At 66.2% G+C, this 25,392-nt stretch carries 24 protein-coding genes and 1 tRNA gene; 9 read left to right on the forward strand and 16 right to left on the reverse strand.

Annotation, left to right across the window (positions count from 1 at the left end):
• Nucleotides 1-23 precede the first annotated feature (23 nt).
• From rpsA to AC1RRW_RS17660, 3 genes are all read right to left on the reverse strand, one after another.
• Entirely contained in the window at nucleotides 24-1,727 is a 1,704-nt protein-coding gene (gene rpsA, locus AC1RRW_RS17650; RefSeq protein ID WP_492902341.1) for a 30S ribosomal protein S1, read from the reverse strand.
• A 311-nt stretch (nucleotides 1,728-2,038) separates the two neighbouring features.
• Complete coding sequence (locus tag AC1RRW_RS17655; protein ID WP_492902342.1) at nucleotides 2,039-2,437, reverse strand: PIN domain-containing protein; 399 nt, start codon at nucleotides 2,435-2,437, stop codon at nucleotides 2,039-2,041.
• Between the two features lie 2 nt (nucleotides 2,438-2,439).
• Nucleotides 2,440-2,679 carry an antitoxin gene (locus AC1RRW_RS17660; RefSeq protein ID WP_492902344.1) on the reverse strand — a complete coding sequence of 80 codons (240 nt, stop codon included), beginning with the start codon at nucleotides 2,677-2,679 and terminating at the stop codon, nucleotides 2,440-2,442.
• A 167-nt stretch (nucleotides 2,680-2,846) separates the two neighbouring features.
• Between AC1RRW_RS17660 and AC1RRW_RS17665 the strand changes: the two genes are divergently transcribed.
• The 4 genes from AC1RRW_RS17665 (at nucleotide 2,847) to AC1RRW_RS17680 (ending at nucleotide 5,894) form a co-directional block, all read left to right on the forward strand.
• Nucleotides 2,847-3,551, forward strand: a complete 705-nt coding sequence (locus tag AC1RRW_RS17665) for a glutathione S-transferase N-terminal domain-containing protein (RefSeq protein ID WP_492902345.1) — start codon at nucleotides 2,847-2,849, stop codon at nucleotides 3,549-3,551.
• Nucleotides 3,552-3,649: 98 nt separating this feature from the next.
• The gene (locus AC1RRW_RS17670) at nucleotides 3,650-4,207 is read left to right on the forward strand and encodes a LemA family protein (RefSeq protein WP_492902347.1); all 558 of its coding nucleotides are present in this window, start codon (nucleotides 3,650-3,652) and stop codon (nucleotides 4,205-4,207) included.
• 156 nt (nucleotides 4,208-4,363) lie between these two features.
• Nucleotides 4,364-5,440, forward strand: a complete 1,077-nt coding sequence (locus tag AC1RRW_RS17675; RefSeq protein ID WP_492902348.1) for a M48 family metallopeptidase — start codon at nucleotides 4,364-4,366, stop codon at nucleotides 5,438-5,440.
• Nucleotides 5,441-5,681: 241 nt separating this feature from the next.
• Nucleotides 5,682-5,894, forward strand: a complete 213-nt coding sequence (locus tag AC1RRW_RS17680) for a hypothetical protein (protein ID WP_492902350.1) — start codon at nucleotides 5,682-5,684, stop codon at nucleotides 5,892-5,894.
• Between the two features lie 9 nt (nucleotides 5,895-5,903).
• Here the strand turns inward: AC1RRW_RS17680 and AC1RRW_RS17685 are convergent, their stop codons facing one another.
• From AC1RRW_RS17685 to AC1RRW_RS17695, 3 genes are all read right to left on the reverse strand, one after another.
• On the reverse strand, nucleotides 5,904-6,458 hold the full coding sequence (locus AC1RRW_RS17685; protein WP_492902352.1) for a TIGR00645 family protein: 555 nt from the start codon (nucleotides 6,456-6,458) through the stop codon (nucleotides 5,904-5,906).
• A 100-nt stretch (nucleotides 6,459-6,558) separates the two neighbouring features.
• Nucleotides 6,559-7,215, reverse strand: coding sequence for a peptide-methionine (S)-S-oxide reductase MsrA (msrA, locus tag AC1RRW_RS17690; RefSeq protein ID WP_492902354.1), 657 nt, complete (start codon nucleotides 7,213-7,215; stop codon nucleotides 6,559-6,561).
• A gap of 79 nt (nucleotides 7,216-7,294) precedes the next feature.
• Nucleotides 7,295-7,618 (reverse strand): hypothetical protein, encoded by a 324-nt coding sequence (locus AC1RRW_RS17695; protein ID WP_492902356.1) that lies wholly within the window; start codon nucleotides 7,616-7,618, stop codon nucleotides 7,295-7,297.
• A 163-nt stretch (nucleotides 7,619-7,781) separates the two neighbouring features.
• Here AC1RRW_RS17695 and AC1RRW_RS17700 point away from each other — a divergent pair.
• Nucleotides 7,782-7,871 (forward strand) — tRNA-Ser (locus AC1RRW_RS17700).
• A gap of 305 nt (nucleotides 7,872-8,176) precedes the next feature.
• Here the strand turns inward: AC1RRW_RS17700 and AC1RRW_RS17705 are convergent.
• The 3 genes from AC1RRW_RS17705 to AC1RRW_RS17715 are packed head-to-tail and all read right to left on the reverse strand — an operon-like array spanning nucleotide 8,177 to nucleotide 9,477.
• Nucleotides 8,177-8,998: an IS3 family transposase gene (locus AC1RRW_RS17705; RefSeq protein WP_492902358.1), complete on the reverse strand. Its 822-nt coding sequence runs from the start codon at nucleotides 8,996-8,998 to the stop codon at nucleotides 8,177-8,179.
• A gap of 23 nt (nucleotides 8,999-9,021) precedes the next feature.
• Nucleotides 9,022-9,279 carry a transposase gene (locus AC1RRW_RS17710; protein WP_492902360.1) on the reverse strand — a complete coding sequence of 86 codons (258 nt, stop codon included), beginning with the start codon at nucleotides 9,277-9,279 and terminating at the stop codon, nucleotides 9,022-9,024.
• Nucleotides 9,280-9,306: 27 nt separating this feature from the next.
• A complete protein-coding gene (locus AC1RRW_RS17715) occupies nucleotides 9,307-9,477 on the reverse strand; it encodes a hypothetical protein (protein ID WP_492902362.1) in 171 nt (56 codons plus the stop codon).
• Between the two features lie 89 nt (nucleotides 9,478-9,566).
• Between AC1RRW_RS17715 and betB the strand changes: the two genes are divergently transcribed.
• Nucleotides 9,567-11,684, forward strand: a complete 2,118-nt coding sequence (gene betB / locus AC1RRW_RS17720; RefSeq protein ID WP_492902363.1) for a betaine-aldehyde dehydrogenase — start codon at nucleotides 9,567-9,569, stop codon at nucleotides 11,682-11,684.
• Complete coding sequence (gene betA / locus AC1RRW_RS17725) at nucleotides 11,674-13,317, forward strand: choline dehydrogenase (RefSeq protein ID WP_492902365.1); 1,644 nt, start codon at nucleotides 11,674-11,676, stop codon at nucleotides 13,315-13,317. Before betB ends, betA begins: the two co-directional genes overlap by 11 nt.
• A gap of 14 nt (nucleotides 13,318-13,331) precedes the next feature.
• Here the strand turns inward: betA and AC1RRW_RS17730 are convergent, their stop codons facing one another.
• The 7 genes from AC1RRW_RS17730 to purU form a co-directional block, all read right to left on the reverse strand.
• Nucleotides 13,332-14,051, reverse strand: a complete 720-nt coding sequence (locus AC1RRW_RS17730) for an HAD family hydrolase (RefSeq protein WP_492902367.1) — start codon at nucleotides 14,049-14,051, stop codon at nucleotides 13,332-13,334.
• Nucleotides 14,048-15,733 carry an ABC transporter permease subunit gene (locus AC1RRW_RS17735; protein ID WP_492902369.1) on the reverse strand — a complete coding sequence of 562 codons (1,686 nt, stop codon included), beginning with the start codon at nucleotides 15,731-15,733 and terminating at the stop codon, nucleotides 14,048-14,050. Before AC1RRW_RS17735 ends, AC1RRW_RS17730 begins: the two co-directional genes overlap by 4 nt.
• A complete protein-coding gene (locus AC1RRW_RS17740) occupies nucleotides 15,730-16,770 on the reverse strand; it encodes an ABC transporter ATP-binding protein (RefSeq protein WP_492902371.1) in 1,041 nt (346 codons plus the stop codon). The genes AC1RRW_RS17735 and AC1RRW_RS17740 overlap by 4 nt, the downstream gene beginning before the upstream one ends.
• A gap of 47 nt (nucleotides 16,771-16,817) precedes the next feature.
• A complete protein-coding gene (locus AC1RRW_RS17745) occupies nucleotides 16,818-17,828 on the reverse strand; it encodes an ABC transporter substrate-binding protein (RefSeq protein ID WP_492902373.1) in 1,011 nt (336 codons plus the stop codon).
• A gap of 171 nt (nucleotides 17,829-17,999) precedes the next feature.
• Nucleotides 18,000-18,815 (reverse strand): DeoR/GlpR family DNA-binding transcription regulator, encoded by an 816-nt coding sequence (locus AC1RRW_RS17750; RefSeq protein WP_492902375.1) that lies wholly within the window; start codon nucleotides 18,813-18,815, stop codon nucleotides 18,000-18,002.
• 240 nt (nucleotides 18,816-19,055) lie between these two features.
• Nucleotides 19,056-21,617 (reverse strand): GcvT family protein, encoded by a 2,562-nt coding sequence (locus AC1RRW_RS17755; RefSeq protein WP_492902377.1) that lies wholly within the window; start codon nucleotides 21,615-21,617, stop codon nucleotides 19,056-19,058.
• Between the two features lie 199 nt (nucleotides 21,618-21,816).
• The gene (gene purU / locus AC1RRW_RS17760; protein ID WP_492902444.1) at nucleotides 21,817-22,674 is read right to left on the reverse strand and encodes a formyltetrahydrofolate deformylase; all 858 of its coding nucleotides are present in this window, start codon (nucleotides 22,672-22,674) and stop codon (nucleotides 21,817-21,819) included.
• A gap of 220 nt (nucleotides 22,675-22,894) precedes the next feature.
• Between purU and AC1RRW_RS17765 the strand changes: the two genes are divergently transcribed.
• Both AC1RRW_RS17765 and AC1RRW_RS17770 read left to right on the forward strand, forming a co-directional pair.
• Nucleotides 22,895-23,977, forward strand: a complete 1,083-nt coding sequence (locus tag AC1RRW_RS17765; protein ID WP_492902379.1) for a GlxA family transcriptional regulator — start codon at nucleotides 22,895-22,897, stop codon at nucleotides 23,975-23,977.
• 150 nt (nucleotides 23,978-24,127) lie between these two features.
• Nucleotides 24,128-25,381 (forward strand): sarcosine oxidase subunit beta family protein, encoded by a 1,254-nt coding sequence (locus AC1RRW_RS17770; RefSeq protein ID WP_492902381.1) that lies wholly within the window; start codon nucleotides 24,128-24,130, stop codon nucleotides 25,379-25,381.
• Nucleotides 25,382-25,392: the final 11 nt, after the last annotated feature.

The raw sequence follows: 25,392 nt of genomic DNA on the forward strand, positions 1-25,392 counted from the left end.
CGCCGAGCGAGCGGCGAAAACGATCATTTCTTCTCGGTCGTCGCCTTCTTTAGGGCGGCGCCCAGGATGTCGCCGAGCGAGGCGCCGGAATCGGCGGAGCCGTACTGCGCCATCGCCTCCTTCTCCTCGGCCATCTCCAGGGCCTTGATCGAGACCTGGATCTTGCGCGCCTTCTTGTCGAACAGGATGACGCGGGCATCGACCTTCTCGCCGGCGGCGAAGCGCTCGGGGCGCTGGTCGGAGCGCTCGCGGGCGAGTTCGGCGCGCTTGACGAAGGTGGTCATGTCGGTGCCGGCGATCTTGACGTCGAGACCGGCTTCCTTGACCTCGATCACCTCGCAGGTGACGACCTGGCCCTTCTTGAACTCGCCGGCATCCACGAAGGGATCGCCGCCGAGCTGCTTCAGGCCGAGCGAGATGCGCTCCTTCTCGACGTCGACATCGAGAACGACAGCCTGGAGCATGTCGCCCTTCTTGTATTCCTCGATGACCTGCTCGCCCGGACGGTTCCAGTCGAGATCGGAGAGATGGATCATGCCGTCGATATCGCCTTCGAGACCCAGGAACAGGCCGAACTCGGTCTTGTTCTTGACCTCGCCCTCGACCACCGCGCCGCTCGGATGGGTCTCCGCGAAGACCTCCCAGGGGTTGCGCAGCGTCTGCTTGAGGCCGAGCGAGATGCGGCGCTTGACCTGATCGACCTCGAGGATCGCGACATCGACTTCCTGCGAGGTCGAGACGATCTTGCCGGGGTGGACGTTCTTCTTGGTCCAGGACATCTCGGAGACGTGGATGAGGCCCTCGATGCCGGGCTCGACCTCGACGAAGGCGCCGTAGTCCGTGATGTTGGTGACGCGTCCCTTGAGGCGGGCGCCGACCGGATAGCGCGCCGCGATGCCGTCCCACGGATCGGCGAGCAGCTGCTTGATGCCGAGCGAGATGCGGTGCGTGTCCTGGTTGATCTTGATGATCTTGACCTTGACCGACTGGCCGATGGTCACGACCTCGGACGGGTGGTTGACGCGACGCCAGGCCATGTCGGTGACGTGGAGCAGGCCGTCGATGCCGCCGAGATCGACGAAGGCGCCGTACTCGGTGATGTTCTTGACGACGCCGTCGATGACCTGGCCCTCTTCGAGGCTGGCCACGAGCTCGGAGCGCGCCTCGGCGCGGGTCTCTTCGAGCACGGTGCGGCGCGACACGACGATGTTGCCGCGGCGGCGATCCATCTTGAGGATCTCGAAGGGCTGCGGCTGGCCCATCAGCGGGCCGACGTCGCGGATCGGGCGGATGTCGACCTGGCTGCGCGGCAGGAAGGCCACGGCGCCGTCGAGATCGACGGTGTAGCCGCCCTTGACGGTGTTGAAGATGACGCCCGAAACCTTCTCGCGGGCCTCGAAGGCCTTCTCGAGTTTGACCCAGCTCTCCTCGCGGCGCGCCTTGTCGCGCGAGATCACGGCCTCGCCGAGCGCGTTCTCGATCCGGTCGAGATAGACCTCGACCTCGTCGCCGACCTTGATGTCCTGGTCGCGCCCGGGGCCGTTGAATTCCTTGAGCGCGACGCGTCCTTCCGTCTTAAGGCCGACATCGATGATCGCCATGTCCTTTTCGATGGCGACGACGAGGCCCTTGATGACGGACCCTTCGAGGGCGTCGTTCTGGCCGAACGATTCCTCGAGCAGGGCGGCGAAATCCTCGCGGCCCGCATAGCTTTCGACTGCTGACATATGAACTCCTGGAAGCCGGCCGCGTATCTCAGCGATGTCCGGCCGAAGCGCCGCTTGGGTTGGTGTCGCAGGCCGGATCGTCTCCGTCGGCGCCTCTTGCGAGGTTCGCCCGTCCCGAGCCCGCGCCTGAAGCGCCAGGGGCCGGAGCGGGCGGCGCCGGCCGCCGGTCGTCGATCCGCATCCTCGGGGTCAGCGCCAACCACGAAACGGGAGCCGGCCTAAAAGACCGCCCCCGGCTGTGATCGATCACCGCCCTTCGGACAGGCGCGATGTAATGGAAATGGGCAGCGAGGGCAAGCGCGGGCGGCGCGTCAGGCGGGGTCGAGCCAGTTCTCGACCTTGAGGCCTGGAATGTCGCGGAAATCGCGCTCGTTGGCGGTGACGAGGGTGACGCCGAGGCTGAGGGCGTGGCCGGCGACCAGGCAATCGAAATCGCGGCTCCGCGACCAGCCACGCGCTGCGAGAATGCCACCATATGCGGCGGCGGCGTCCTCGCCGAACTCCGCGACGGTCATCGTCGCCAGAAGCGCATTCAGTCGGGCCAGGCGCAGAGGACCCCTGCCGTCGGGCGCATGAAGGCCGCGCTGCAGTTCCGCCAGGCTGATGGCCGATAGGGACATCTTGCCCACCTGCCTGGCGAAGTGGCGTAGCACGCCCTCGTGTCCGTCGCGCGCATGAATGGCGACGTTGGGGTCGACGAGGAACGCCATCGTTAGAGCAGCTCGCGATCCGGCAACTGCATCGGCTCATGGATCTCAACGGCATCCGGTCGCGGCAATGTCCGGAGCAACTCGATAGCCTCGCGCATCCGCGCGAGCTTATCGGCGGGACAAATCGTCACCACGTCCCCGGTTCGCGTCACCGTCAGCTCCTGCCCCTCCTCGAAGGCCATGTCCGCCGGAATCCGGACCGCCTGGCTGTTTCCGGATCGGAAAGCGCGCGTGGTCGCCATGACCTTCTCCATCGCGAAGCATTGACGTAAATCCCAGTATATACAAGGTGACAGGTCAGGTAGAGCAACAGGGCCGTCCGGCAAACGCGGCCTTGCGTCCCCGCCGATTGCGCTGCGCCAAGCCGCGCCTATCTCCCACGTTCCGCCTTCCCGTTCCGGAGACGACGATGCCCGATCTGTCCGCCTTTCCGATCACCGGCCGCTGGCCAGCCAGGCACCCCGACCGCATCCAGCTCTATTCGCTGCCGACGCCCAACGGCGTGAAGGTCTCGATCGCGCTGGAGGAGCTCGGGCTGCCCTACGAGCCGCACGCGATCAATATCGGCCAGAACGAGACCTGGGGTCCGGAGTTCCTCTCGCTCAACCCGAACGGCAAGATCCCGGCGATCATCGATCCCGACGGGCCCGGCGGCAAGCCGCTCGGGCTGTTCGAGTCGGGCGCGATCCTGATCTATCTCGCCGAGAAGACCGGCAGGCTGCTGCCGAGGGATCCGGCGGCGCGGATCGAGACGATCCAGTGGGTGATGTTCCAGATGGGCGCGGTCGGCCCGATGTTCGGCCAGCTCGGCTTCTTCCACAAATTCGCCGGCAAGGACTACGAGGACAAGCGTCCGCGCGACCGCTACGCCGCCGAGAGCAAGCGCCTGCTCGGCGTGCTGGAGACGCGTCTCGCCGGCCGGCAGTGGATCATGGGCGACGAGTACACCATCGCCGACATCGCGCTGCTCGGCTGGGTCCGCAATCTCGTCGGTTTCTATGGCGCGGGCGAACTCGTCGACTACGCCGCGCTGAAAGAGGTTCCCGCCTGGCTCGAACGCGGCCTCGCCCGCCCGGCCGTGCGGCGCGGGCTGGAGATCCCGGCGCGCCCCTGAACGCCGCGGGAGGCGGGCTCCAGGGTCCGCTTCCCCTGCGTCGCCCTTCATGCGAGGTTGCGGCCCTCGAATCCGAAGGCCGCGCGGAGGGGCATGGCATGGGCTGGATCGTATCGGGGCTGCTCGCAGCCATCGTCGTCTATCTGATCATCACCTATAACGGGCTGGTCGCGATGCGCCAGCGCGTCGGCCAGGCCTTCGCCGACATCGACGTGCAGCTGAAGCAGCGCCACGATCTGATCCCGAACCTGGTCGAGACGGTGAAGGGCTACGCCACCCACGAGAAATCGACGCTCGACGCCGTGATCGCGGCGCGCAACGCGGCCCAGGGCGCGACCAGCGTGCAGGACAAGGCGGCGGCCGAAGCGCAGCTTTCGGGCGCGGTCGGCCGGCTGCTGGCGCTGGGCGAGGCCTATCCCGATCTCAAGGCCAGCGCCAACTTCCAGCAGCTCCAGGTCGATCTCGGCAATGTCGAGGACAAGCTCGCCGCGGCGCGGCGTTTCTTCAACAACGCGGTCGGCGAGTTCAACGCCGCGATCCAGGCCTTTCCGGCCGTGCTGTTCGCGCCGCAGATAGGCTTCACCCCGCGCGAGTTCTTCGATGTCGGGGAAACCACGCGCGCCCGGCTCGACGTCGCGCCGACCGTGAAGTTCTGAGCAATCGCCCTTCTCCGCCCTCATCCCGAGGAGCCGCGCGGCGGCGTCTCGAAGGATCGTCGAGATGTCTCCCGCGCGAACAGGAGCACCCTTCGAGACGCAAGCCGCGCGGCTTGTTCCCCCAGGATGAGGGCGTGAGGGCACGGAGCGACCAGGATGGCGGGCGAGGCCTTCGGACTCTACACGCATCAGCGCAACAACCGGATCCGCTCCGGCTTCCTGCTCGTCGGGCTGTTCGCGCTCGCCTACCTGACGACCTGGGGCCTGCTGCTGATGGGGCTCGGCTACAGCGGCGTGCCGCGCGGGCGCACCGTCCTCAGTGAGACGGGCCGGCTGTTCTGGGGCTGGCTGCCCTGGATCACGATCGGCACGGCCGTCTGGGTCGTCATCGGCTACCGCGGCAATGTCGCGCTGGTCGGCGCGGTCTCCGGCGCTAAGAACGTTTCGCGCGAGGACAATCCAAAACTCTACCGGATGCTGGAGAACCTCTGCATCTCGCGCGGCATGAGCGTGCCGAAGCTCTCGATCGTCGAGAGCGAGGCGCTGAACGCCTTCGCCAGCGGCGTCAACGACAAGCAGTTCACCGTGACCGTCACGACGGGCCTGCTCGCCCAGCTCGACGACGCCGAGGTCGAGGCGGTGCTCGCCCATGAGCTGACCCATATCCGCAACGGCGACGTCAGGCTGATGATCATCGCCATCGTCATCGCCGGCGTGATCTCCTTCGCCGGGGAAATCATCTTCCGCAATGCCGGCCGCGTCCGCATCTCGTCCGACGACGCCAAGAAGGGCAGCGGCGTCGCCATCCTGATCGGCGTCGTGGTGATCGCGATCTCCTGGTTCCTTGCGATCGTGATCCGGCTCTCGCTGTCGCGCTCGCGCGAATACCTCGCCGATGCGGGGGCGGTCGAACTGACCAAGAATCCCGACGCGATGATCTCGGCCCTGCTCAAGATCGCCGGCCGCGCCGATATCGAGGGCGTGCCGTCGGGCGTCATGGACATGTGCTTCGAGAACGACCCGGACGATTTCGCCGACCTGTTCTCGACGCACCCTTCCGTGACCAAGCGCGTGCAGGCGCTGGCGCGGACGGCGGGCGGGCGGGTTCCGCTGACCCCGCTCGGACCGCCGAGGATGGCCGACCGGCAGACCCTGCCGCACATGGTCGAGGACTCGAACGCGCGCGGCCCCTGGGCCCGCCAGATGACCGGCGGCGGCGGCGCGAGCCCGTGATCGTGTTCCACGACCGCGGGAATGCTCTCCGTCATCCTGGCGACCGACGATCACTCCGGGGGCACGCCGCTTGGGCACGACGGCCGGATTGCGTGGCGCGTCCGCCATGACGGAGCCGCCTGCCGCTGTGCCCCGGGGTTACGGCGAGGATTTCCGTATCGCGCGACAGTCATGTCAATCGGGCCGGACGGCCGCCGACGCCTTTTGCCGCTTCCGCCGCCGAGGAAGGGCGATGCAGATCATGAGCGCGACCAAAAGCCACCTCTCGACCTGCGCGCCGGAGCCGCGGCCGGGCGCCGTCTTCCCCGCGCCCTCCTGCGCGCCCTCGGCCGCGCGCATCCCGCGGGGCGGCTCCTTCGCGGACGCGCCCCCGATGCGGCTGCTGGACGCCCGGATCGTCAGCCCGCCCGCGATCCGCGACCAGGTCGCGGGCTTTCGCGTGCTGCGCGAGTAGCCGGCGCGGTCAATGCCCGCCCTTGCCCTCGCCGGAGGTCCGGTCGGTCCAGGCCATCAGCAGCCCGGACAGCACGAAGACGACGTGGATCGCGACATACCACATCAGGTCGCGGTCGCTCGTGCCCTTGACGTTCATGAAGGCCTTGAGCAGCTGGATCGCCGAGATCGCGACGATCGACGAGATCAGCTTGAGCTTCAGGCCCGAGAAGTCGATCCGCGACATCCACTCCGGCCAGTTGCGATGCGCGTCGGCGTCGATCTTCGAGACGAAGTTCTCGTAGCCCGAGAAGATCACGATCACGATCAGCGAGCCGGTGAAGGTCAGATCGATCAGCGCGAGCACGCCGAGAATGACCTCGGCCTCGGTCGCGGTCGGGACCTTGCTGATGAAGTTCCACGCCTCCTGCAGCGCCTTGAGCAAAAGGCCCGCAAGCGCGACCACCAGCAGCAGATAGAACGGCGCGAGCAGCCAGCGGCTGGCCGAGAGCAGGCTCTCGAGCGTGCGCTCGGTCCGGTTCGGCACGAACTCCGCCGGCTCGGTCTTGTCCGCGTATCCGCTCATCGTCGCCCTCGTCCGTCGCCCGCATCGCTTTTGCCACGATGCGAAGAAGCCCCGCAAGCCGGGCTTGCGGGGCTTCCTGGATCGGGCATGCGATTCGCGGTCAGGCCGCGACGCCGGTCCCGATCTGGCAGGTCACGCCGGTGCCGCCAAGCCCGCAATAGCCGGCCGGGTTCTTGGCGAGATATTGCTGGTGGTAATCCTCGGCGAAGTAGAACTCCGGCGCGTCGAGGATCTCGGTGGTGATCGGGCCGTGGCCGCGTGCCTTCAGGGCGCGCTGGTACTCCGCCCTCGAGCGCTCGGCCGCCTCGCGCTGGGCCCGATCCGCGACATAGATGCCGGAGCGGTACTGGGTGCCGGCGTCGTTGCCCTGGCGCATGCCTTGCGTCGGGTCGTGACTCTCCCAGAAGGTCTTGAGCAGCCTCTCGTAGGGCAGCTTTTCGGGATCGAACACGACGAGCACGACCTCGTTGTGCCCGGTCAGGCCGGAACAGACCTCCTCATAGGTCGGGTTCGGCGTGAGGCCCGCGGCATAGCCGGCCGCCGTCACCCAGACGCCCTCGCCGAGCTGCCAGAACTTGCGCTCGACGCCCCAGAAGCAGCCCATGCCGAAGATCGCGGTCCGAAGGCCTTCCGGATAGGGCCCCTTCAGCGGCCGCTTGCTCAGGACATGGCGTTCGGCGGTCGCGATCGCCTGGTCGCGGCCGGACAGCGCCTCGCTGGCCTTCGGCAGTTCGGATTTCTTGCGCAGGAAGAACATGATTTTCTCCATCGTCGCTCGCGGCTGAAGATAGCCATCGTCGCGGCGTTCGGACAGGGCAGCGTCCGCACACGGCGCTTCACCGTCGCGTGACGATGCCGATCCCGGCTTGCGGCCGCGCGCCGAGCCGGACCAGCAGCAGGCCGAGCCCGAGCGCCACGAGCGCGGTCGGCGCCCGCGTCAGCCAGAGCAGCACCGGATCCCACAGCAGCGGGTGGATGTTGCGCTCGACCGCCGGCTGGATCAAAGCATAGCGCTCGCGCAGCAGCGCCGTCAGCGTCTCCGCCAGCGGCGTGATCATCGGCGCGGAATTGGCGATGGAGCGCGCCCCGTCGATGACGAGCGAGACGAAACCGGCCGCGACCAGGCCGTAGCCGAGCAACCGCACCAGAAACCTGATCATCCGCACGATCCCACAACGCGCCGCCGCCAGGACGGGATGTGCCCATTCGCGCCCGTCATTGCAACGGGCGACCCTGACGTTCCGCCCGGCGTTCCCGATTGTGCCGGCCTGCCTCGGATCGGGCCTTGAAAGAAGCGGACGCCGCGGTCATAAGCAGCGCGCCGGACAGGTGGCCGAGTGGTTGAAGGCGCACGCCTGGAAAGTGTGTATACGGGAAACCGTATCGCGGGTTCGAATCCCGCCCTGTCCGCCAGTTAGTCTTAAGGGGTCCCAGGCACGTCGCCGGCCGTGCCCAATTCGTCGGCTTTGCCGGGCGTTAGCCTCGCTACGGGCTTCTCTTATCAAGCCGTAGCTCAGAGACACGCCCGCATTTTCCTGGCTATTCTCACCGGCTACGCCCACCACTGCGGTTGTCGGCGAAAACCGAAGTTGCCCCTGCGGCCGCGTTTCATGTCGTCAGTTGGCTCTTAGACGACATTGACAACGTCCGATTTAAGGCAGTCTAGCTGGGGGTTAGACAACAGCGTTCAGGTGACGTAGCACCCTATTTGCCCTTGTTCATAACTGGACTCTGTTCTTGCTGTGGTCCGTTCTGGACCGGGTTGCAAACTCGTTCGGGGTGAGGCCGCCAAGGCTCGTAAGCGGCCGGCAGGCGTTGTAGTCCGCTCTCCATTGCTCGATCAGCCGGCGAGCGCTCGGCAGATTTCGGAACATGTGCTCGTTCAGGCATTCGTCCCGGAAGTGGCCGTTGAGGCTCTCGACGAAGCCGTTCTGCATGGGCTTGCCCGGTGCGATGTAGTGCCACTCGACCCGGCTGTCTTCCTGCCATTGCAGGATCGCGCGCGAGGTCAGTTCGGTGCCGTTGTCGCTGACCACCATGAGCGGCCGGCCGCGAAGGGCGATGAGGGCATCGAGTTCCCGGACAAGCGCTGGCCGGAGAGGGAAATGTCGACGACGAGCGCCAGGCGCTTTCGCGTAAAGTCGTCGACGGATGACCAGAACGCGGAAGCGGCGGCCGTCGACGAGATGGTCAGCGACAAAGTCGAGGCTCCAGCGCTGGTTTGGCCCCTGTGGCATGGTCATCGGCGCCCGCGTCCCGAGCGCGCGCTTGCGCCCGCCACGCCAGCGCACCGTCAGCCGTTCCTCCCGATAGAGCCGGAACAGCTTCTTGTGGTTCAGCGCGATGCCGTCCCGCCGCAGGAGAATGTGCAGGCGCCGATAGCCGAACCGCCGCCGCTGACCCGCAAGGGCCTCCAGACGCTCCCGGATATCCGCATCGTCTGATCGCCGCGAGGCATAGCGATAGGTCTTCGGGTCGAGCCCGATCAGACCGCAGGCCCGACGCTGCGAATAGCTCTTCTCCTCGATCGCCCAGTTCACGAACGCTCTCCGCGATCCGGGCTTCAGAAGTTTTTTCCGAGTGCCTCGCGCAGCGTCGCAACGTCCAGCATCGACTCCGCCAGAAGCTTCTTGAGCTTGCGGTTCTCGTCGTCCAACGCCTTCAGCCGACGTGCGTCGGACACCTCCATGCCACCATAGCGACTGCGCCAAGTGTAGAAGGTCGCATCGCTGATCCCGAGCTTGCGGCAGATATCCGCCACCGCAACCCCGGCCTTCAGCACCGCGATGATCTGTTCTTCGCCGAACCGGCTCTTCTTCATCTCCGTCTCCTTCCGACGGAGTCCAATTCAAACCGAGGGCGCTTCACGGGGCAACGTCACATCCTGGTGCGTGCCGATCTCCCCTCGGTCATCCCCCTGTTCAAGCTTGCCGAGCGGGGGGACCATGCCGATCCCGAATTCGTCGTAGAGATCGAGAATGCCAGAAATTGCTTGACCATTCAATCTATTTGGCTGCATCTAGACCTTCTGAACGATTGCCGAAGCCAAGATTGATCGGAAGATCAATATCTGTTTTCTCGTAGTTGCAGTGGGGCGCTACCTGTTCGATGCTTACGTCAAACACGAGGGCAGGACGGGAAGAGAACCGGCGTAGACAGCTCGTCGAGGCGACGATCAATTCGCTTGCCGAGGTCGGGTTCGCCGCCTGCACGCTCATCGAGATCGCCCGCCGAGCCGATCTGTCGCCGGGCCTTGTGGCCCATTACTTCGGCGACAAGGACGGCCTGCTCGAGGCGACGCTGAGACATATGGCCCGGCGACTCAACCGCATCACGGTGATCGGGCTGAAGGCCGCGCGTACGCCCCGTGAACGACTTCAGGCTGTCGTCGACGCCAGCCTGGCTCCGGAGGAGTTCGACCGGCGCAGTGCGAGCGTCTGGCTCGCCTTCTGGGGCCAGGTCCTCCACTCGGCCCGCTTCAAGAGGGTCCAGACCGTCTATCGCCGCCGGATGCTCTCGAACCTGCGGCATGCGCTGCGGCCGTTGATGTCGCAGTGGCAGGCCGAGGCGAGCGCTGCCGCGATCGCGGCGATGATAGACGGGTTGTGGCTGCAGCGCGCACTCGCCGGAGACGGCGTCGCCGAAAGCGCGAGCGCGCGCAGCATCGCGACCGCCTTCGTCGATGCCCAGCTCGGTTCGGCGGCGCTCGACGCCGCCGATGTGTCTGCGCCGGACGCTGCCCTGTCCCTGATCGTCGGCGCATGGTCACCGGTCTCGGTCTTCATCGGCGGCGCCTCGTCCCGCTCGGCGAGTAGAGAGAGCTTCGTGACGGTCAATCCGGCCACGGGCGAGACGCTGGCCGAAGTCGAGATCGCCGGAGAAGCCGAGGTCGACGCCGCCGTGGAACGGGCGAAGCAGGCGCAGATGCTCTGGGCGTCCCGGACGGGGGCCGAGCGCGGCCGCGTGCTCAGGCGGGTCGCCGACCTGCTGCGCCAGCGCAATGACGAGCTCGCCCGTCTCGAAACACTCGACACCGGCAAGCCGATCCAGGAGACCGCGGCCGTCGACGTCCTCTCCGGCGCCGATGCGCTGGAGTATTACGCCGGGGTCGCAGCGACGCTGACGAGTGAGCATGTCGATCTCGGGCCGGGCGCCTTCGGCTATACCCGCCGCGAGCCGCTCGGCGTCGTCGCCGGCATCGGCGCCTGGAACTATCCGCTGCAGATCGCCTGCTGGAAGGCCGCGCCGGCGCTCGCCTGCGGCAATGCGATGATCTTCAAGCCGGCCGAGCTCACGCCGATGACGGCCGTGAAGCTCGCCGAGATCATGATCGAGGCCGGCGTTCCCGCCGGCGTCTTCAACGTCGTCCAGGGCCTCGCCGACACCGGCCGTCTGCTGACGCGTCATCCCGGCATCGCCAAGGTCTCGCTCACCGGCGAGGCCGGGACCGGCCGCAAGGTCATGGCCGACGCCGCCGCGACGCTGAAGCACGTCACGCTCGAGCTCGGCGGCAAGTCGCCCCTGATCGTCTTCGACGACGCCGATCTCGACGACGCCGTCTCCGGCGCCCTGCTCGCCAATTTCTATTCCGCCGGCGAGGTCTGCTCGAACGGCACGCGCGTCTTCGTCCAGCGCGGCGTCCGCAAGGCCTTTCTCGACAAGCTCGTCGGCCGCGTCGAACGCCTGGTCGTCGGCGATCCGCTCGATCCGCGCACGCAGGTCGGCGCGCTGATCTCGCAGGCGCATATGCAGAAGGTCCTCGGCTACATCGAGCGCGGCAAGGCGGAAGGGGCACGGCTGCTGACGGGCGGGCACCGCGTCACCGCCGGTGCGCTCGGCAGGGGCGCCTTCGTCGCGCCGACCGTCTTCGACGGCTGCACCGACGAAATGACGATCGTCCGGGAGGAGATTTTTGGGCCGGTGATGAGCGTCCTCTCCTTTGCGGAGGAGGACGAGGTCGTCGCCAGGGCGAACGACACGCCATTCGGCCTCGCGGCTGGTGTCTTCACCCGCGACCTCGCCCGGGCCCACCGCGTGATCGCCCGGATCGAGGCCGGGGCCTGCTGGATCAACGCCTACAACATCACGCCGGTCGAACTGCCGTTCGGCGGCTATAAGCAATCGGGTCTCGGCCGCGAGAACTCGAAGGCGGCAATCGAGCACTACACCCAGCTCAAGAGCGTCTACGTCAACCTCAGCCGTGTCGATTCACCCTATGGGCCCTGAGCCGCTCACGCCTGCCAAGCGGACCGAAGCCACGATCTGCGATTTCGTGATCGTCGGCGCCGGGTCCGCCGGCTGCGTGATGGCCAGCCGCCTGACGGAGGACGGCGCGACCACGGTGACAATTTTGGAGCATGGCGGCTCCGACCGTTCGGTCTTCATCCAGATGCCGGCGGCGCTCTCGATCCCGATGAACATGGCCAGGTACAACTGGCGCTACGAAACCGAACCCGAGCCCCATCTCGACGGACGCCGGCTGCATTGCCCGCGCGGCAAAGTCCTCGGCGGCTCCTCGTCGATCAACGGCCTGGTCTATGTCCGCGGCAACCCTCGGGATTTCGACCGCTGGGAGGAGGAGGGCGCGCAGGGCTGGAGCTATCGCGACGTGCTGCCCTATTTCCGCAGGGCCGAGGCCCGGCAGGAGGGCGGCGACGCCTTTCGCGGCGACAGCGGTCCGCTCGCCACCCGCTATGGCCCGCTGGCCAACCCGCTCTACCGCGCTTTCATCGCGGCGGCGAAGCAGGCCAGCCATCCCGAGACCGGCGACATCAACGGCGCCCGGCAGGAGGGCTTCGGCCGGATCGACATGACGGTGAAGGACGGGGTGCGCTGGTCCGCCGCCAACGCCTATCTCAAGCCGGCGATGAAGCGGCTCAATCTCCAGGTGCTGACGCACGTGCTCGCCACCGCGATCCTGTTCGAGGGATGCCGCGCCGTCGGCGTGCGCTACGAGAGGGACGGCGCCGTCCACGAGATCAGGGCAAGGCGGGAGGTGATCCTGTGCGGCGGGCCGATCAATTCGCCACAGCTGCTCAAGCTCTCCGGCATCGGGCCTGGCGAGGAGTTGCGGCGGCATGGCATTCCGGTCTTGCACGACCGGCCGGGCGTCGGCGAAAACCTGCAGGACCATCTGGAGTTCTACTTCCAAATCGCCTGCAGGCAGCCGATCACGCTCTATTCATGGTCCGGGCTTCTGGGCCGCGCCCTGATCGGGGCGCGCTGGCTCGCGTTCAAGACGGGGCTCGGGGCCAGCAATCATTTCGAGAGCGGCGGCTTCCTGCGCTCGCGGCCGGATGTCCCCTACCCCGACATCCAGTACCATTTCCTGCCGCTCGCCGTGACCTATGACGGCACCGGGCTCGCCTCGGAGCACGGCTTCCAGGCCCATGTCGGGCCGATGCGCTCGAAGAGCCGCGGCTCAGTCAGGCTGGCGTCAGGCGATCCCCGCGACCACCCGGCGATCCGCTTCAACTATATGAGCCATGACGACGACTGGACCGAGATGCGCGCCTGCGTCCGGCTGACGCGCGAGATCTTCGCGCAGGCTGCCTTCGATCCCTATCGCGGCCGGGAGATCCAGCCCGGTGCCGACGTCGTGACCGATGCGCAGATCGACGCCTTCATCAGGCGAAAGGTCGAGAGCGCCTACCACCCGTCCTGCACCTGCAGGATGGGCCGGCCTGACGATCCGCTGGTCGTCGTCGACCCGCAGACACGCGTCGTCGGCATCGAGGGCCTGCGCGTCGTCGATTCCTCGATCATGCCCTCGGTGACGACCGGCAACCTCAACGCCCCGACGATCATGATCGGCGAAAAGGCGGCCGATCACGTCCTCGGCAAGGCGATGCTGCGATAGCTTCTGATACCGGCTCAGGCAGCCGTCGAAAACAGCATGCCCTCAAGCTCGACGATGCTCGGCAGGCAAAAATCGGCCGCCGCCGCAAGCGTCTCGCGGGTTCCCGTGCCGGTCAGCACGGCGACCCGCAGGCCAGCCCCGCCGGCGCGTCCCATCGCCATGTCGTGCAAATTGTCGCCGACGACTGCGATTCGCGCGGCCGGCAGCCCCGTCGCCGCGGCGAATCCGAGCAGCATGCCCGGCCCCGGCTTCTCGCCATGGCCGCTATCGTAGCCCGCGACATAGGAGAAGTGGCGCTCGATCGCGAAATGCCGGAGCATGCCGTGGATCGCCGCCTCGCTATCGCTGCTGGCGATGCCGAGTTGCAGGTCGCGGCCTCTCAGCCGCGCGAAGAGCCTGGCGAGATCGGTGACGGGCACGTTGCTCTCCACCGAGCGGGTGAAGAGATCGTCGAGCGCGGCCGTCAGCGCCGCCACGGTATAGTCGCTGCCGGCCGCCACCCAGGCCTCGGCGATCTCGCGCGCATTGCCGGCCGCCAGCAGGCTGTCGGCCCTGGTGATGCCGCTCTCGGGGTCGGTGCCGCCGAGGGACAGCAGCGACGCCGCCAGCACCGCGTCGCCGCGCGCGGCGAGTGCCGCCGCCGCGCGGTTGATCGGCTCCCAGGATTTTTGATAGTCCAGCAGGGTCCCGTCCTTGTCGAACAGGATGGCCGCGATGGTCGAACCCACGCTCATCGGATCAGCGTCACGTTCTTGTGGCCGGCGAGCAGGAGGACGATCCGGACCAGCAGCAGGCATCCGGCGACGGTCGCCATGATGCAGACCGAGAAGGCGGCCGCCTGGTTCACGGCGCCACGGTCGGAGAGCTGCAACACCGAGACCGCCGCGACCTGGGTCGACGGCGTGACCAGAAAGATCACGGCCGAGAGCGACACCATCGCGCGCATGAAATAGAACACGCCGATGCCGAGCAGCGTCGGCCAGATCAGCGGCAGCGTCACCTTGCGCAGGGTACGCAGCACGCCGGCGCCAAGCATCTTCGAAGCCTCGTCGAAGCCGCCGCCGATCTGGTTCAGGCTGGTCGAGCTGATCAGGAACGCCTGGCTGTGGTTGTAGTAGACGTTCAGGATGATGATCAGCAGGAAGCCGCCATACAGCAGGTTAAGCGGGTTCGACGGGTTGTTGAAGGTCAGGACGTAGCCGAGGCCGAGCACCATTCCGGGCACCGCGGACGGCAGGATCGCGAGCAGCGAGAGCGGACCGGTGGCCGGGCTGCGGAACTTGTTGACGACGATCGCCGCCGCCCCCGCCAAGGCGATGCCGAGGATCGCGGTCGCGCCGGCGATGGCGATCGAGTTCCAGAGCGGGGTGATGCCGTTCTGGACGTCGAACTGATAGTGCTTCAGCGTCAGCTGCATGTTGTACGGCCACAGCCGCACGAAGCTGGCGACGACGACGATCCCCATCACCGCGATCATCACGCCGGCGACCGTGTAGAGATAGACTCCGAAGCCGAGATCGCGGCCGCGCGCCGGCTTGATGACGAGCGGCTTCGACTGCGCCGTGACGAGGGCGTGCTGGCGCCGGGTGATTCGCTTCTCCAGCACCTTGGCCAGAACTGCGGGCACGAGCAGGACGACGCCGATCACGGCGCCGAGCGCGAACTGGGCCTGGCCGATCACCTGATTGTAGATCTCCGTCGCCAGGACGTTGAAATCGCCGCCGATCAGCATCGGATTGCCGAAATCGGTCATCACCAGCGTGAACACGACGAAGCAGGACGCCGCGATGCCGTAGCGCGTCGCAGGCAGCGTCACCGTCCGGAAGATCCGGACCGGACCGGCCCCCATCACCGTCGCGCTCTCGTAGAGACGGCCGTCGGCCACGGCTAGCGCGGCCGAGAGGATCAGGAACGCGTAAGGAAAGGCATAAAGCAGGTTCGCGATCGCCGTGCCCCAGAAGCCGTAGATCTCGATGCCGGCGCCGAAGAAGCGGTTCAGCGCGCCGTTTCGCCCGAGCCACAGGACGAGCCCCTGGGCCTGGACCAGCGAGGGTGCGAGCAGCGGCATCAGGGCGACGAAGCGCAGAAAGCTCTTGCCGCGCACGCAGGAACGCTGGAGTCCATAGGCGTAGGCATAGGCCAGCGAGACGCTGAGCACCGTCGACAATGCCGACATCGCAACGCTGTTGCGCACCAGATCCCAGAACCGGCGCGTCGCGAAGGCCGCCGTGAAATTTCCCAAGCCGATCCCTGCCGGCGTCTCGACGCTGCGCCCTAGGATCGACACCAGCGGGATCATCAGAAAGACGATCATCGGCAGGCCGACGAGTGCCGTCAGCAGAATGGCGAGGCCGCGATCGCCGATCAGGCCGCGCCGCGCCGCGACCGACGGAGAGGAAGCCGAAAGCGCCGTCATGCCATGACGCGCAGCGCGTCGGCGGGGATATGCAGCGAGACCGCCTCGTTCACCGCCGGAACGCGCGAATGCCCGTGGAGTTCGGCAACGACCGCGCGTTGCCCCCCTGCCGGCATGACCGTGACGCGCGAGAAATTGCCAAGGAACATCACCTCGGCGACGCGGCCAAGCACGATGTTCTCGCCTTGTGCGTCGGGCGGTCCGACCACGACATGCTCGGGACGAAGGCCGATGCTGGTCGCGGCCGGTCTGCAGCCCTCGGCGAGCGTCAGCGGCACGCCGGCGAAGACCGTCCGCCCATCCGCCCCGCCGACCAAGTCGAGCAGGTTCATCCGCCCGATGAAATCGGCCACGAACGGCGTCGCCGGTCGGTCGTAGAGATCGCGGGGCGAGCCCGTCTGCTCGATGACGCCGCCATGCATGACGACCACGAGATCGGCCATGGCCAAGGCCTCCTCCTGGTCGTGCGTCACCATGATGGTGGTGATGCCGAGCCGCTTCTGCACCGCCTTGATCTCGCTGCGCAGCTCCTCGCGGACCTTGGCGTCAAGCGCCGAGAGCGGCTCGTCGAGAAGCAGGAGCGACGGGTTGGGCGCGATCGCCCGGGCGAGCGCGACGCGCTGCTGCTGCCCGCCCGAGAGTTGCTCGGGCAGCTTGGTCGCGTGATCGGCGAGATGCACGAGCCGCAGCATCGCCTCGACCCGCTCGGCGATCGCAGCCTTGCTCCAGTTGCGGCATTCCAGGCCATAGGCGACATTTCGCGCCGCCGACATATTGGGAAACAGCGAGTAGGACTGGAAGACGATGCCGAAATTTCGGTCTTTGGCCGGAACGCGGGAGAGATCGCGGCCGTCGATCAGGATTTTCCCGGCGTCGGCAGCCTCCAGCCCGGCGATCAGACGCAGGAGCGTGGTCTTGCCGCAGCCGGAGGGGCCGAGGAAGCAGACGAAGGTGCCCTGCGGAACGTCGAGACAGACCGCGTCGAGCGCGGTAAGCCTGCCGAAGCGCTTCGAGACGTTCCGGATCGACAAGCCCATGGCCGTACTCCTGCCCGCACTCTCGGCCCGCATCGGCCCGTCGTGCCTCAGCGCTCGTATTTCTGCTGCCAGGTCTTGATGATGCGCGTCCGCTCGCTGGCGGCGGCGGCGAAATCGACCGGGAACAGGACCTTCGAGACGTCGGCAGGCAGGCCCGCCTTGATGAACTTCTCGGGCACCTGGCCGCCGGGCACAGTCACGATCGCCTTCCACTTGTAGTAGGCGTCGGCGGCCTGCTTGCTGACCGTCCAGTCGAGAAAGCGCCTGGCGGCCGCCTTCTGCTTGGAGGACGCGGCCAGCGCATTCGCCTCGAGCTCGTTGCCGGCGCCCTCGGAGGGGATGACCATGGTGATCGGGTAGCCTTCCTCGACGTTCTTGATGGCGCGCAGCTCGAAGGAGACGCCGACGGAGAACTCGCCCGAGGAGGCGACGTTGCAGGGACGCGAGCCCGACTTTATGTATTGCGCGACGTTCTTGTCGAGCTTGTCGAGGAAGGCCCAGCCTTCCGTCTCGCCCATCATCTGCAGCAGCGAGTCGATCTGGATGTAGCCGGTGCCGGAGCTCGCCGGGTTCGGCATCACGACCTCGCCCTTGAATCCCGGCGCCGTCAGATCGGCCCAGGAGCGCGGCATGGTCAGGCCCTTCTTGGCGAGCCGCTCGTTGTTGACGCAGAACGCCGCCATGTAGCCGGTCACGGCGAACCATTTGCCGTCCTTGTCCCGGTAGCGCTCCGGCACCGCGTCGATGCCGGCCGGCTTGTAGGGCTCGAGCGTGGCCGCGATCCGCGGATCGACCATGGAGGTCACGGCGAAGCCCCAGATCACGTCGTGGCGGGGGCTCGCCGCCTCCGCCAGGATGCGCGCGGCGAGATCGCCGGTGGACAGGCGCAGCATCTGGACGTCGATGTCGGGCAGCGCCTTTTTCGCCTCGCTGAGGAAGGCGGCCGCCTCGTCCTCTTCATAGGCCGTGTAGACGGTGATTGTCTGGGCGGAAGCGACGCCTCCGAACATCAGCATGGCGGCCGTTACCAGCGCGCGCCCGGCACTCATCATCAGCATGTCCCCACTCCTGTTGCATTATGTCAGGCCAAGGCTGATCACGTCGAAATGGTCGGATTTCGAGCAAAATGCCTCAGAATGTTTTTTTTTCAACATTTCGAGGCTAACAGGAATCGATTGGCTGTAAAGCGCATCTTGCGACGCAACCCACGTCGCACTAGCGTCAATTGCTCAAGATATATGCAATCTGACATTGGCGGCGTCGAGGATCGCCTTCAAGCCGGCACCGGGTTCCGCGTCGGTGACGACGTCCGAGACGGCGCTGACATGACAGAGCTCGACCAGCGCGGTTCGCTCGAACTTGCTGCTGTCGGCCGCCAGGATCACGGATCGCGACAGATCGAGGACGGTTCGCACCAGCGCGACCTCGTTGTGGTCGTCATCGGCCATCCGCCCGTACGCATCGATACCGCTGACGGCGATCACGGCGACGTCGAACCGGAAACGACGCACGAAATCGGTCATGCCTTCGCCGAAGACACTGCCGTCGACATTGCGGACGAAGCCGGCGGGGACCGCGATGGTGAAGCTTGTCCGGTCGCTGAGCAAAGTGGCGGCGCGCAGGCTGTAGGTCACCACCTTGAGGTCGGACCGGACGGTCAGCGCCTCGGCGACGGCCTCGCAGGTGGTGCCGGCATCGAGGAAGATCGAAGCCCCGTCGGGGACCAGCTCGGCGACCCGGGCCGCGATACGCCGCTTCGCCTCGACGCGCTCGACGCGGCGCTGTCGGTAGGTCGTCGGATCGACCGCGGCCGAGAGCGTGGCGCCGCCGTGATAGCGCCTGACCTTGCCGAGCGCCGACAGGTCGGCGATGTCGCGGCGCACCGTCTGCGTGGTGATCTGGAAGCGGTCCGACAATTGCTCGACCGAGGCGTAGCCTACCCGCTCCAGCAGGACGACCATCGCGCTTTGCCGCCGCTCCTTCTTGCCGACCGGGGCATCTTCGCTCGTGCGGCGCTGCGAGGCCTCGGCCTGGAAGGTGCTCATCCTGATCGTCGATCGCTGCCGGCGCTCTTGCCCATCGGGCCTCTTATGAGCGCGCGCCGGAGCGCTTTCAAGGTCCGGCGCCGACGCCAGGAGAACCACGCCGTGCAGACCGATCGTGGCGGGCTGCCTTAGCAGCAGGTCTTGGCCGGGCAGGGTCTTGGCCGGGCAGGGTCTTGGCCGGGCAGGGTCTTGGCCGGGCAGGATCTTGGCCGGGCAGGGTCTTGGCCGGGATCGTCCTGATCAACTCCTCGGCTTGAGGTTCTCCGGATCGTAGAGCGGCTTGTAGCCGACGGCGGCCACTTCCACGGTATAAGTTTCGCCGAAATACTCGACCGCCAACTCGCGCCCGACCTGGCAATGGGACCAGGGGAGATAAGCCAGCGCGATGTTCTTGCCGATCGTCGGCCCGTAGACGATCGAGGTCGTGAAGGACCGGCGGCCGAGCTCGTCGACCAGCGTCTCGCCGGTGTCGAGATCGAGCACCGGCAGCGTGCCGACCGGATAGCGCGCGATGCCCTTGCCGTCGACATTCCCGGTCATGACGAGGGTGCACAGCATCGCCGGCTGATGGTCGCGGGCACGGTGTTCGAGATGCCTGGCCTTGCCGCGGAAATCGGCCTCCTTGACCTTCGGACGCGCCAGGTCGGCTTCGAGCAGGTTGTATTCGGTCAGCAGGTCGGCGTTCTGCAGCCGCAGGCTCTTCTCCAGCCGGCGGCTGTTGGCATAGGTCTCGATGCCGACGGCGATAACGCCGGTCGCGCGGAGCGCATCCCAGACGGCGAGGCCGTCCTCATAGGCCATGTGCAGTTCCCAGCCCTGCTCGCCGACATAGGAGATCCGGAAGGCCGTCACGCTCCGTCCAGCGATCCGGATCGGCCTGATCGCGGCGAAGGCGAAATTCTCCGCCAGGAGAGCGTCGGGATCCTCGACGACCTTCTGCAGGTTGACGCGCGCATTGGGGCCCCACATGCCGATGGTAACATAGGCCTCGGTGACATCGGTGATGGTGACGTCGAGGCCTCTGCCCTCCGCAACACGGCGCATGTAGTGGAAGTCGCGCGGGCCGGCATCGGCGCCGTTGATCATGCGGCAGCGGTCCGCCAGGCGGATCAGCGTGAAGTCGGCGCGAACCATGCCCTCGTCGTCGAGGAAATGCGTGTAGATGCCCTTGCCGATGTTGGCGTCGCCGCCGATCCGCGCGGCGCAGAGCCATTCCATCAGCGCGACGTGATCGGGGCCCGCGATGTCGCAGATGTGGAAATGCGACAGGTTGACGATACCGCAATCCTCGCTCAGCGCGAGATGCTCGGCATTGGAGACGCGCCAGAAATGGCGGCTGTCCCATTCGTTCTCGCGGACCGGGACGCGGTCGCCGTATTTCTCCAGCAGATGCTCGTTGGCGGCGTAACCATGGGCCCGCTCCCAACCGCCCAGCTCCATGAAATAGCCGCCGAGCTCTTTTTCGCGCGAGTGGAAAGGCGAGCGGCGAATGCCGCGCCCGCCGGCGAAGGGCTCGCGCGGGTGCACCGGCGGGTTGTAGATCTTCCGCGCCGTCTCGGTGCAGCGCGCCGCGATGAACGCCTCGTCGAGCTGAAACGGGGCGAAGCGGGCGAAGTCGATGCGGCTGTGGTCGATCTCGGTACGCCCGTCGGTGATCCAGTCGGCGATGAGCTTGCCCATGCCCGGGCCGTCCTTGACCCAGATGCCAACGGCGTACCACAGCCCCCTGACCTTCTGGCTCTCGCCCATGGACGGGCCGCCATCGGTCGTCGTCTGGAGCAGGCCGTTGAAGGAATGGCCCTCGTTGTAGCCGAGCTCGCCGAGGATCGGCGTCAGCTCGATCGCCCGTTCCAGCGGAGCGAGGATCTGCTCCATGTCGAGATCGCGCTGCGACGGCGAGAGCCTGGCCTGCTCCTTCTCCAAGAGATCCCGCGGATGAACGAGGCGCGGTTCGTTCTCCTCATAATAGCCCCATTCGATCTGCCCGCCCTCGGCCGTCCTGGGGTCGCCGGTGTCGCGCATATAGGCCGAGTTGCCCTGGTCGCGCAGCAACGGCCAGCCGATCTCGGCGCCGGTGCCGGCGAACGCGTCATAGGGGCCGAAAAACGTCAGCGGATGGTCGACCGGCATCACCGGCAGATCCTCGCCCGCCATGGCCGCAATCAGCCGGCCCCACAGCCCGGCGCAGACGACGACATGATCGGCATGGATCGTGCCGCGGTTCGTCACGACGCCCTTGATGCGGCCGTCCTCGATCACCAGCGATGTCGCGGAGGTGTTGGCGAAGGCGCGCACCTTACCGGCGGTGACGGCCTGGTCGACGAGCTTGCCCGCCACGGTCTGCGAGCGCGGAATGACGAGACCAGCATCGGGATCCCAGAGGCCTCCCTGCAGGAAACTCTCATCGATCAGCGGAAATTTTTCCTTGATCTCTGCCGGCTCGATCAGCCTTGCACGCGTGCCGAACGCCTTGGCGGAGGCGACCTTGCGCCTGATCTCGTCCATGCGCTCGTCGTCTCCGGCCCGCGCCACCTCGAGGCCGCCGATCCGCGCGTAGTGCCCGAGCTTCTCGTAGAAATCGATTGAGTACAGCGTCGTCCAGCAGCTCAGGAAGTCATGGCTGGTCGTGTAACAGAAGTCGGAGGCGTGCGCCGTCGAGCCGATATCGGTCGGGATGCCGGATTTATCGATGCCGACGATGTCGTCCCAGCCGCGCTCGACCAGATGATGGGTGATCGAGGCGCCGACGATGCCACCCAGACCGACGATCACCACCCGGGCACGCTCGGGAAATGCGGACATTCTTCTTTCCTCCAGGACAGCGACTGTAGTCGGTCGGCCCGGTCGAGCCTGACAGATTCGCGACGGGGCGCGCGGCACCGCGACAGAATAACGACAGTGTCTAGATCCTCGGGCCGGATACGATATCCCCGAGGATCTAGAGTTTTGTTCTTGCATCGGCTTTTGCCGAAAACCGCATTCCGCTTTTCGGACCGATGCTTCAGGGCGTGAACACGACGGTGCGATGGTTGTTGAGCATCACACGTCCTTCGAGGTGATGCTTCACCGCCCGGGCGAGAACACGCGACTCGATATCGCGCCCTGTCGCGACGAAATCCTCCGACGTCAAAGCGTGGCTGACCCGCACGGTCTCCTGCTCGATGATCGGACCCTCGTCGAGATCGGACGTGACGTAATGGGCGGTGGCGCCGATCAGCTTCACGCCGCGCTCATGCGCCTGGTGATAGGGTTTGGCCCCCTTGAAGCTCGGCAGGAATGAGTGGTGGATGTTGATGACCATGCCGAACAGCCGGTTCGACAGCTCGTTCGACAGAACTTGCATGTAGCGCGCCAAGACGACGAGCTCGGCGGCGGTATCCTTCACCAACTCGACGAGCTTTTCCTCCTGCTCGGCCTTGTTGTCCTTGGTCACCTTCCAGTGGTGATACGGAATGCCCTCGTGCTCAGCCGCACGCCGGGCGTCGTCATGGTTCGAGACGATGGCCGCCACCTGCGCGTTCAGCCAGCCGACCTTGATCTGATATAGCAGGTGCAGCATCGCATGGTCGAATTTTGAAACCATGATGACGATCTTCGGCCGCCGAGAGAGATCCTCCACCTTCAGCTTCATGTCGAAACGGTCGACCGGGGGCTTCAGCGACAGCTCCAGAGCCTCGCGATCGATGCCGGCCGGGGTGCTGAACGCGATCCGGAGGAAGAACTGGTTGGTCTGGCGGTCCCAGAACTGGTTGGATTCGACGATGTTGGCTCCGCGCGACGCCAGGGCCGTCGTCACGGCGGCGACGATGCCGGGCTTGTCGGAGCAACTGAGCTTCAGGATATACGCATTTTCGCTCATGGACCGGTCCTTCGTCTCTTTGCCTTCGGCGCCGTCATCCCGGAGTCTGGCGCTCAGGTTCGGAGAGCTCGCGGATGGCGGCCACCAAGCCGTTATCGGCGATGTGCTGCCGCTCGTTGGCGTGAATATTGCGTCGTTTTTCGGCAGCAGACAGAATATTTGCGTCAAAACAGGATCATCGCTACGACATGCGGGCTCAGCAGGGCGATCGGCAGGGACGATGAGCACCACGCTACGAGACAGCGACGTCGTCTCCTGGCGCTCGACCATGCGGGGTCGTAGGCCGAGAGCGAACGACTCTCGGCTGTCGGTCGGCTTCATCCTGGCCAAGCGCTTCACATTGTGCGCCTTTGCCAATTTCGTCGACGTCCTGCGGCTCGCCGCCGATGAAGGCGACCGGAGCCGGCCGATCCTATGCGATTGGAGCGTCCTGTCCGACACGCTGAACGCGCTGCCGGCGAGCTGCGGCATTACCGTCCAACCGACGGAACGGTTGGGCGACCCCACGAAATTCGACTACATCGTCGTCGTCGGAGGCCTCATCGACGAGATTTCCAATCTCGGCGCCGCCTACACGCATTATCTGCAGGACGCCGCGGGGGCGGGCGTGCCGCTCGTCGGCGTCTGCACGGGAGCGTTCATCCTCCATCGCGCCGGTCTCATGGATGGCTATCGGTGCTGCGTGAGCTGGTTCCACCATGCGGATTTTCTGGAACAGTTCGACGGCTTGAGCCCGGTCTCCGACCAGATTTTCGTCGTCGACCGCGACCGTCTCACCTGTTCTGGCGGTGCGAGCTCTGCCCATCTCGCCGCCTATCTGGTCGAGAAGCATGTCGGGCGCGCGCAGGCCAGCAAGAGCCTGCACATCATGATCATCGACGACGCATTGCGGGCGGAGAAGCCCCAGCCTGGCATTCCGCTCGATTTCACCACCCAGGATCCGATGGTGAAGCGAGCGCTCCTCATCATGCAGCAGAACATCGACACGCCGCTTTCGATGACGGCGATCGCCGAGCGGATGGGCAACAGCAAGCGCCAGCTTGAACGGCATTTCCGCACGGCGCTCGGAAGCTCTCCCCAAGCGGCTTTTCTCGGGGTGCGGTTGTCGTTTGCCCGCCATCTCCTCGAAACCACCGAGAAGTCGGTCGCCTCCATCGCCGTCGAATGCGGCTTCTGCGATTCCTCGCATTTCAGCCGCATGTTCCAGCGCCGCTTCAACCAGAAACCGCACCAGACCCGCAGAGCGGGCTTGGAGGGGGATGCGCGCCGGGGCAATCTCGGCAAAGCACCGGTGCATGACTGAACGGCGCTACTGCACCAGCGCAAAGGTCCGCGCACAGGCATCCCCGACGACCCATGTCGTATAGTTGCGACTGGTTTGGCGTAAAAATCCTGTCCAGATCGCGACCGAGCCGCAATAGTCCCGACGATCCATCGTCGCCCGGGGTGTGCAATGAGCCGCTTTTCGTTCTCGGCACTGCTGACCAACGCGCTGACGGGACATAAGAACTGGCGGCCGCAATGGCCCGACGCCGAACCGAAAGCCGAATATGACGTCGTCATCGTCGGTGCCGGCGGCCATGGTCTTGGCGCGGCCTATTATCTCGCCAAGGAACACGGCGTCGGCAAGGTCGCGGTTATCGAGAAGGGCTGGCTCGGCGGCGGCAACACCGGCCGCAACACCACGATCATCCGCTCGAACTACCTCTATGATGAAAGCGCGATGCTCTACGAGCATGCGGTGAAGCTCTGGGAAGGTCTTTCGCAGGAGCTCAACTACAACGTCATGTTCTCGCAGCGAGGCGTGATGATGCTGGCTCACAACCTGCGTGACGTCCAGAGCTTCAAGCGCCACATCCACGCCAACCGCCTCAACGGCATCGACAATGAATGGCTAACGCCAGAGCAGGCCAGGGATTTCTGCCCGCCGCTCAACATCGCGCCCGATGCGCGCCACCCGGTCATGGGAGCCGCCCTGCAGCGGCGCGGCGGCGTCGCCCGCCACGACGCCGTGGCCTGGGGCTATGCGCGCGGGGCCGCCGCCCGCGGCGTCGACATCATCCAGAACTGTCCGGTCACCGCCATCCGCCGCGACGCCGCCGGACATGTGATCGGTGTCGATACGGCCAGAGGCTTCATCCGGGCGAAGAAGGTCGCGGTCTCGGCGGCCGGCAACACCTCGGTCGTGATGGATACGGCCGGCGTCCGCCTTCCGCTGGAAAGCTATCCGCTCCAGGCGCTGGTTTCCGAGCCGGTCAAGCCGGTTTTCCCCTGCGTGGTCATGTCCAATACGGTGCACGCCTACATCTCGCAATCCGACAAGGGCGAGCTCGTCATCGGCTCCGGCACGGACCAGTACGTCTCCTACAGCCAGCGCGGCGGTCTGCCGCTGATCGAGCACACGATCGCGGCGATCTGCGAGATCTTCCCGATCTTCACCCGCATGCGCATGCTGCGGAAATGGGGCGGCATCGTCGACGTCACGCCCGACCGCTCGCCGATCCTCGGCAAGACCCCCGTCCCCGGCCTCTATGTCAATTGCGGCTGGGGCACCGGCGGCTTCAAGGCGACGCCGGGCTCGGCCCATGTCTTCGCCCACACCATCGCGCGCGACGAGCCGCATGCGATCAACGCGCCCTTCACGCTCGAGCGCTTCACGACGGGCCGGCTGATCGACGAAGCCGCCGCCGCCGCCGTCGCGCATTGAGGGACACCGAC

This window comes from Allobosea sp. GW821-FHT12C12 (assembly GCF_058807355.1).

What these genes read in the sequence shown, in the direction of transcription:
- rpsA (WP_492902341.1), bottom strand. Translation starts at nt 1,727, where the DNA reads ATGTCAGCAGTCGAAAGCTATGCGGGCCGCGAGGATTTCGCCGCCCTG.
- AC1RRW_RS17655 (WP_492902342.1), bottom strand. Translation starts at nt 2,437, where the DNA reads ATGGCGTTCCTCGTCGACCCCAACGTCGCCATTCATGCGCGCGACGGA.
- AC1RRW_RS17660 (WP_492902344.1), bottom strand. Translation starts at nt 2,679, where the DNA reads ATGGCGACCACGCGCGCTTTCCGATCCGGAAACAGCCAGGCGGTCCGG.
- AC1RRW_RS17665 (WP_492902345.1), top strand. Translation starts at nt 2,847, where the DNA reads ATGCCCGATCTGTCCGCCTTTCCGATCACCGGCCGCTGGCCAGCCAGG.
- AC1RRW_RS17670 (WP_492902347.1), top strand. Translation starts at nt 3,650, where the DNA reads ATGGGCTGGATCGTATCGGGGCTGCTCGCAGCCATCGTCGTCTATCTG.
- AC1RRW_RS17675 (WP_492902348.1), top strand. Translation starts at nt 4,364, where the DNA reads ATGGCGGGCGAGGCCTTCGGACTCTACACGCATCAGCGCAACAACCGG.
- AC1RRW_RS17680 (WP_492902350.1), top strand. Translation starts at nt 5,682, where the DNA reads ATGAGCGCGACCAAAAGCCACCTCTCGACCTGCGCGCCGGAGCCGCGG.
- AC1RRW_RS17685 (WP_492902352.1), bottom strand. Translation starts at nt 6,458, where the DNA reads ATGAGCGGATACGCGGACAAGACCGAGCCGGCGGAGTTCGTGCCGAAC.
- msrA (WP_492902354.1), bottom strand. Translation starts at nt 7,215, where the DNA reads ATGTTCTTCCTGCGCAAGAAATCCGAACTGCCGAAGGCCAGCGAGGCG.
- AC1RRW_RS17695 (WP_492902356.1), bottom strand. Translation starts at nt 7,618, where the DNA reads ATGATCAGGTTTCTGGTGCGGTTGCTCGGCTACGGCCTGGTCGCGGCC.
- AC1RRW_RS17710 (WP_492902360.1), bottom strand. Translation starts at nt 9,279, where the DNA reads ATGAAGAAGAGCCGGTTCGGCGAAGAACAGATCATCGCGGTGCTGAAG.
- AC1RRW_RS17715 (WP_492902362.1), bottom strand. Translation starts at nt 9,477, where the DNA reads ATGCAGCCAAATAGATTGAATGGTCAAGCAATTTCTGGCATTCTCGAT.
- betB (WP_492902363.1), top strand. Translation starts at nt 9,567, where the DNA reads ATGCTTACGTCAAACACGAGGGCAGGACGGGAAGAGAACCGGCGTAGA.
- betA (WP_492902365.1), top strand. Translation starts at nt 11,674, where the DNA reads ATGGGCCCTGAGCCGCTCACGCCTGCCAAGCGGACCGAAGCCACGATC.
- AC1RRW_RS17730 (WP_492902367.1), bottom strand. Translation starts at nt 14,051, where the DNA reads ATGAGCGTGGGTTCGACCATCGCGGCCATCCTGTTCGACAAGGACGGG.
- AC1RRW_RS17735 (WP_492902369.1), bottom strand. Translation starts at nt 15,733, where the DNA reads ATGACGGCGCTTTCGGCTTCCTCTCCGTCGGTCGCGGCGCGGCGCGGC.
- AC1RRW_RS17740 (WP_492902371.1), bottom strand. Translation starts at nt 16,770, where the DNA reads ATGGGCTTGTCGATCCGGAACGTCTCGAAGCGCTTCGGCAGGCTTACC.
- AC1RRW_RS17745 (WP_492902373.1), bottom strand. Translation starts at nt 17,828, where the DNA reads ATGCTGATGATGAGTGCCGGGCGCGCGCTGGTAACGGCCGCCATGCTG.
- AC1RRW_RS17750 (WP_492902375.1), bottom strand. Translation starts at nt 18,815, where the DNA reads ATGAGCACCTTCCAGGCCGAGGCCTCGCAGCGCCGCACGAGCGAAGAT.
- AC1RRW_RS17755 (WP_492902377.1), bottom strand. Translation starts at nt 21,617, where the DNA reads ATGTCCGCATTTCCCGAGCGTGCCCGGGTGGTGATCGTCGGTCTGGGT.
- purU (WP_492902444.1), bottom strand. Translation starts at nt 22,674, where the DNA reads ATGAGCGAAAATGCGTATATCCTGAAGCTCAGTTGCTCCGACAAGCCC.
- AC1RRW_RS17765 (WP_492902379.1), top strand. Translation starts at nt 22,895, where the DNA reads ATGAGCACCACGCTACGAGACAGCGACGTCGTCTCCTGGCGCTCGACC.
- AC1RRW_RS17770 (WP_492902381.1), top strand. Translation starts at nt 24,128, where the DNA reads ATGAGCCGCTTTTCGTTCTCGGCACTGCTGACCAACGCGCTGACGGGA.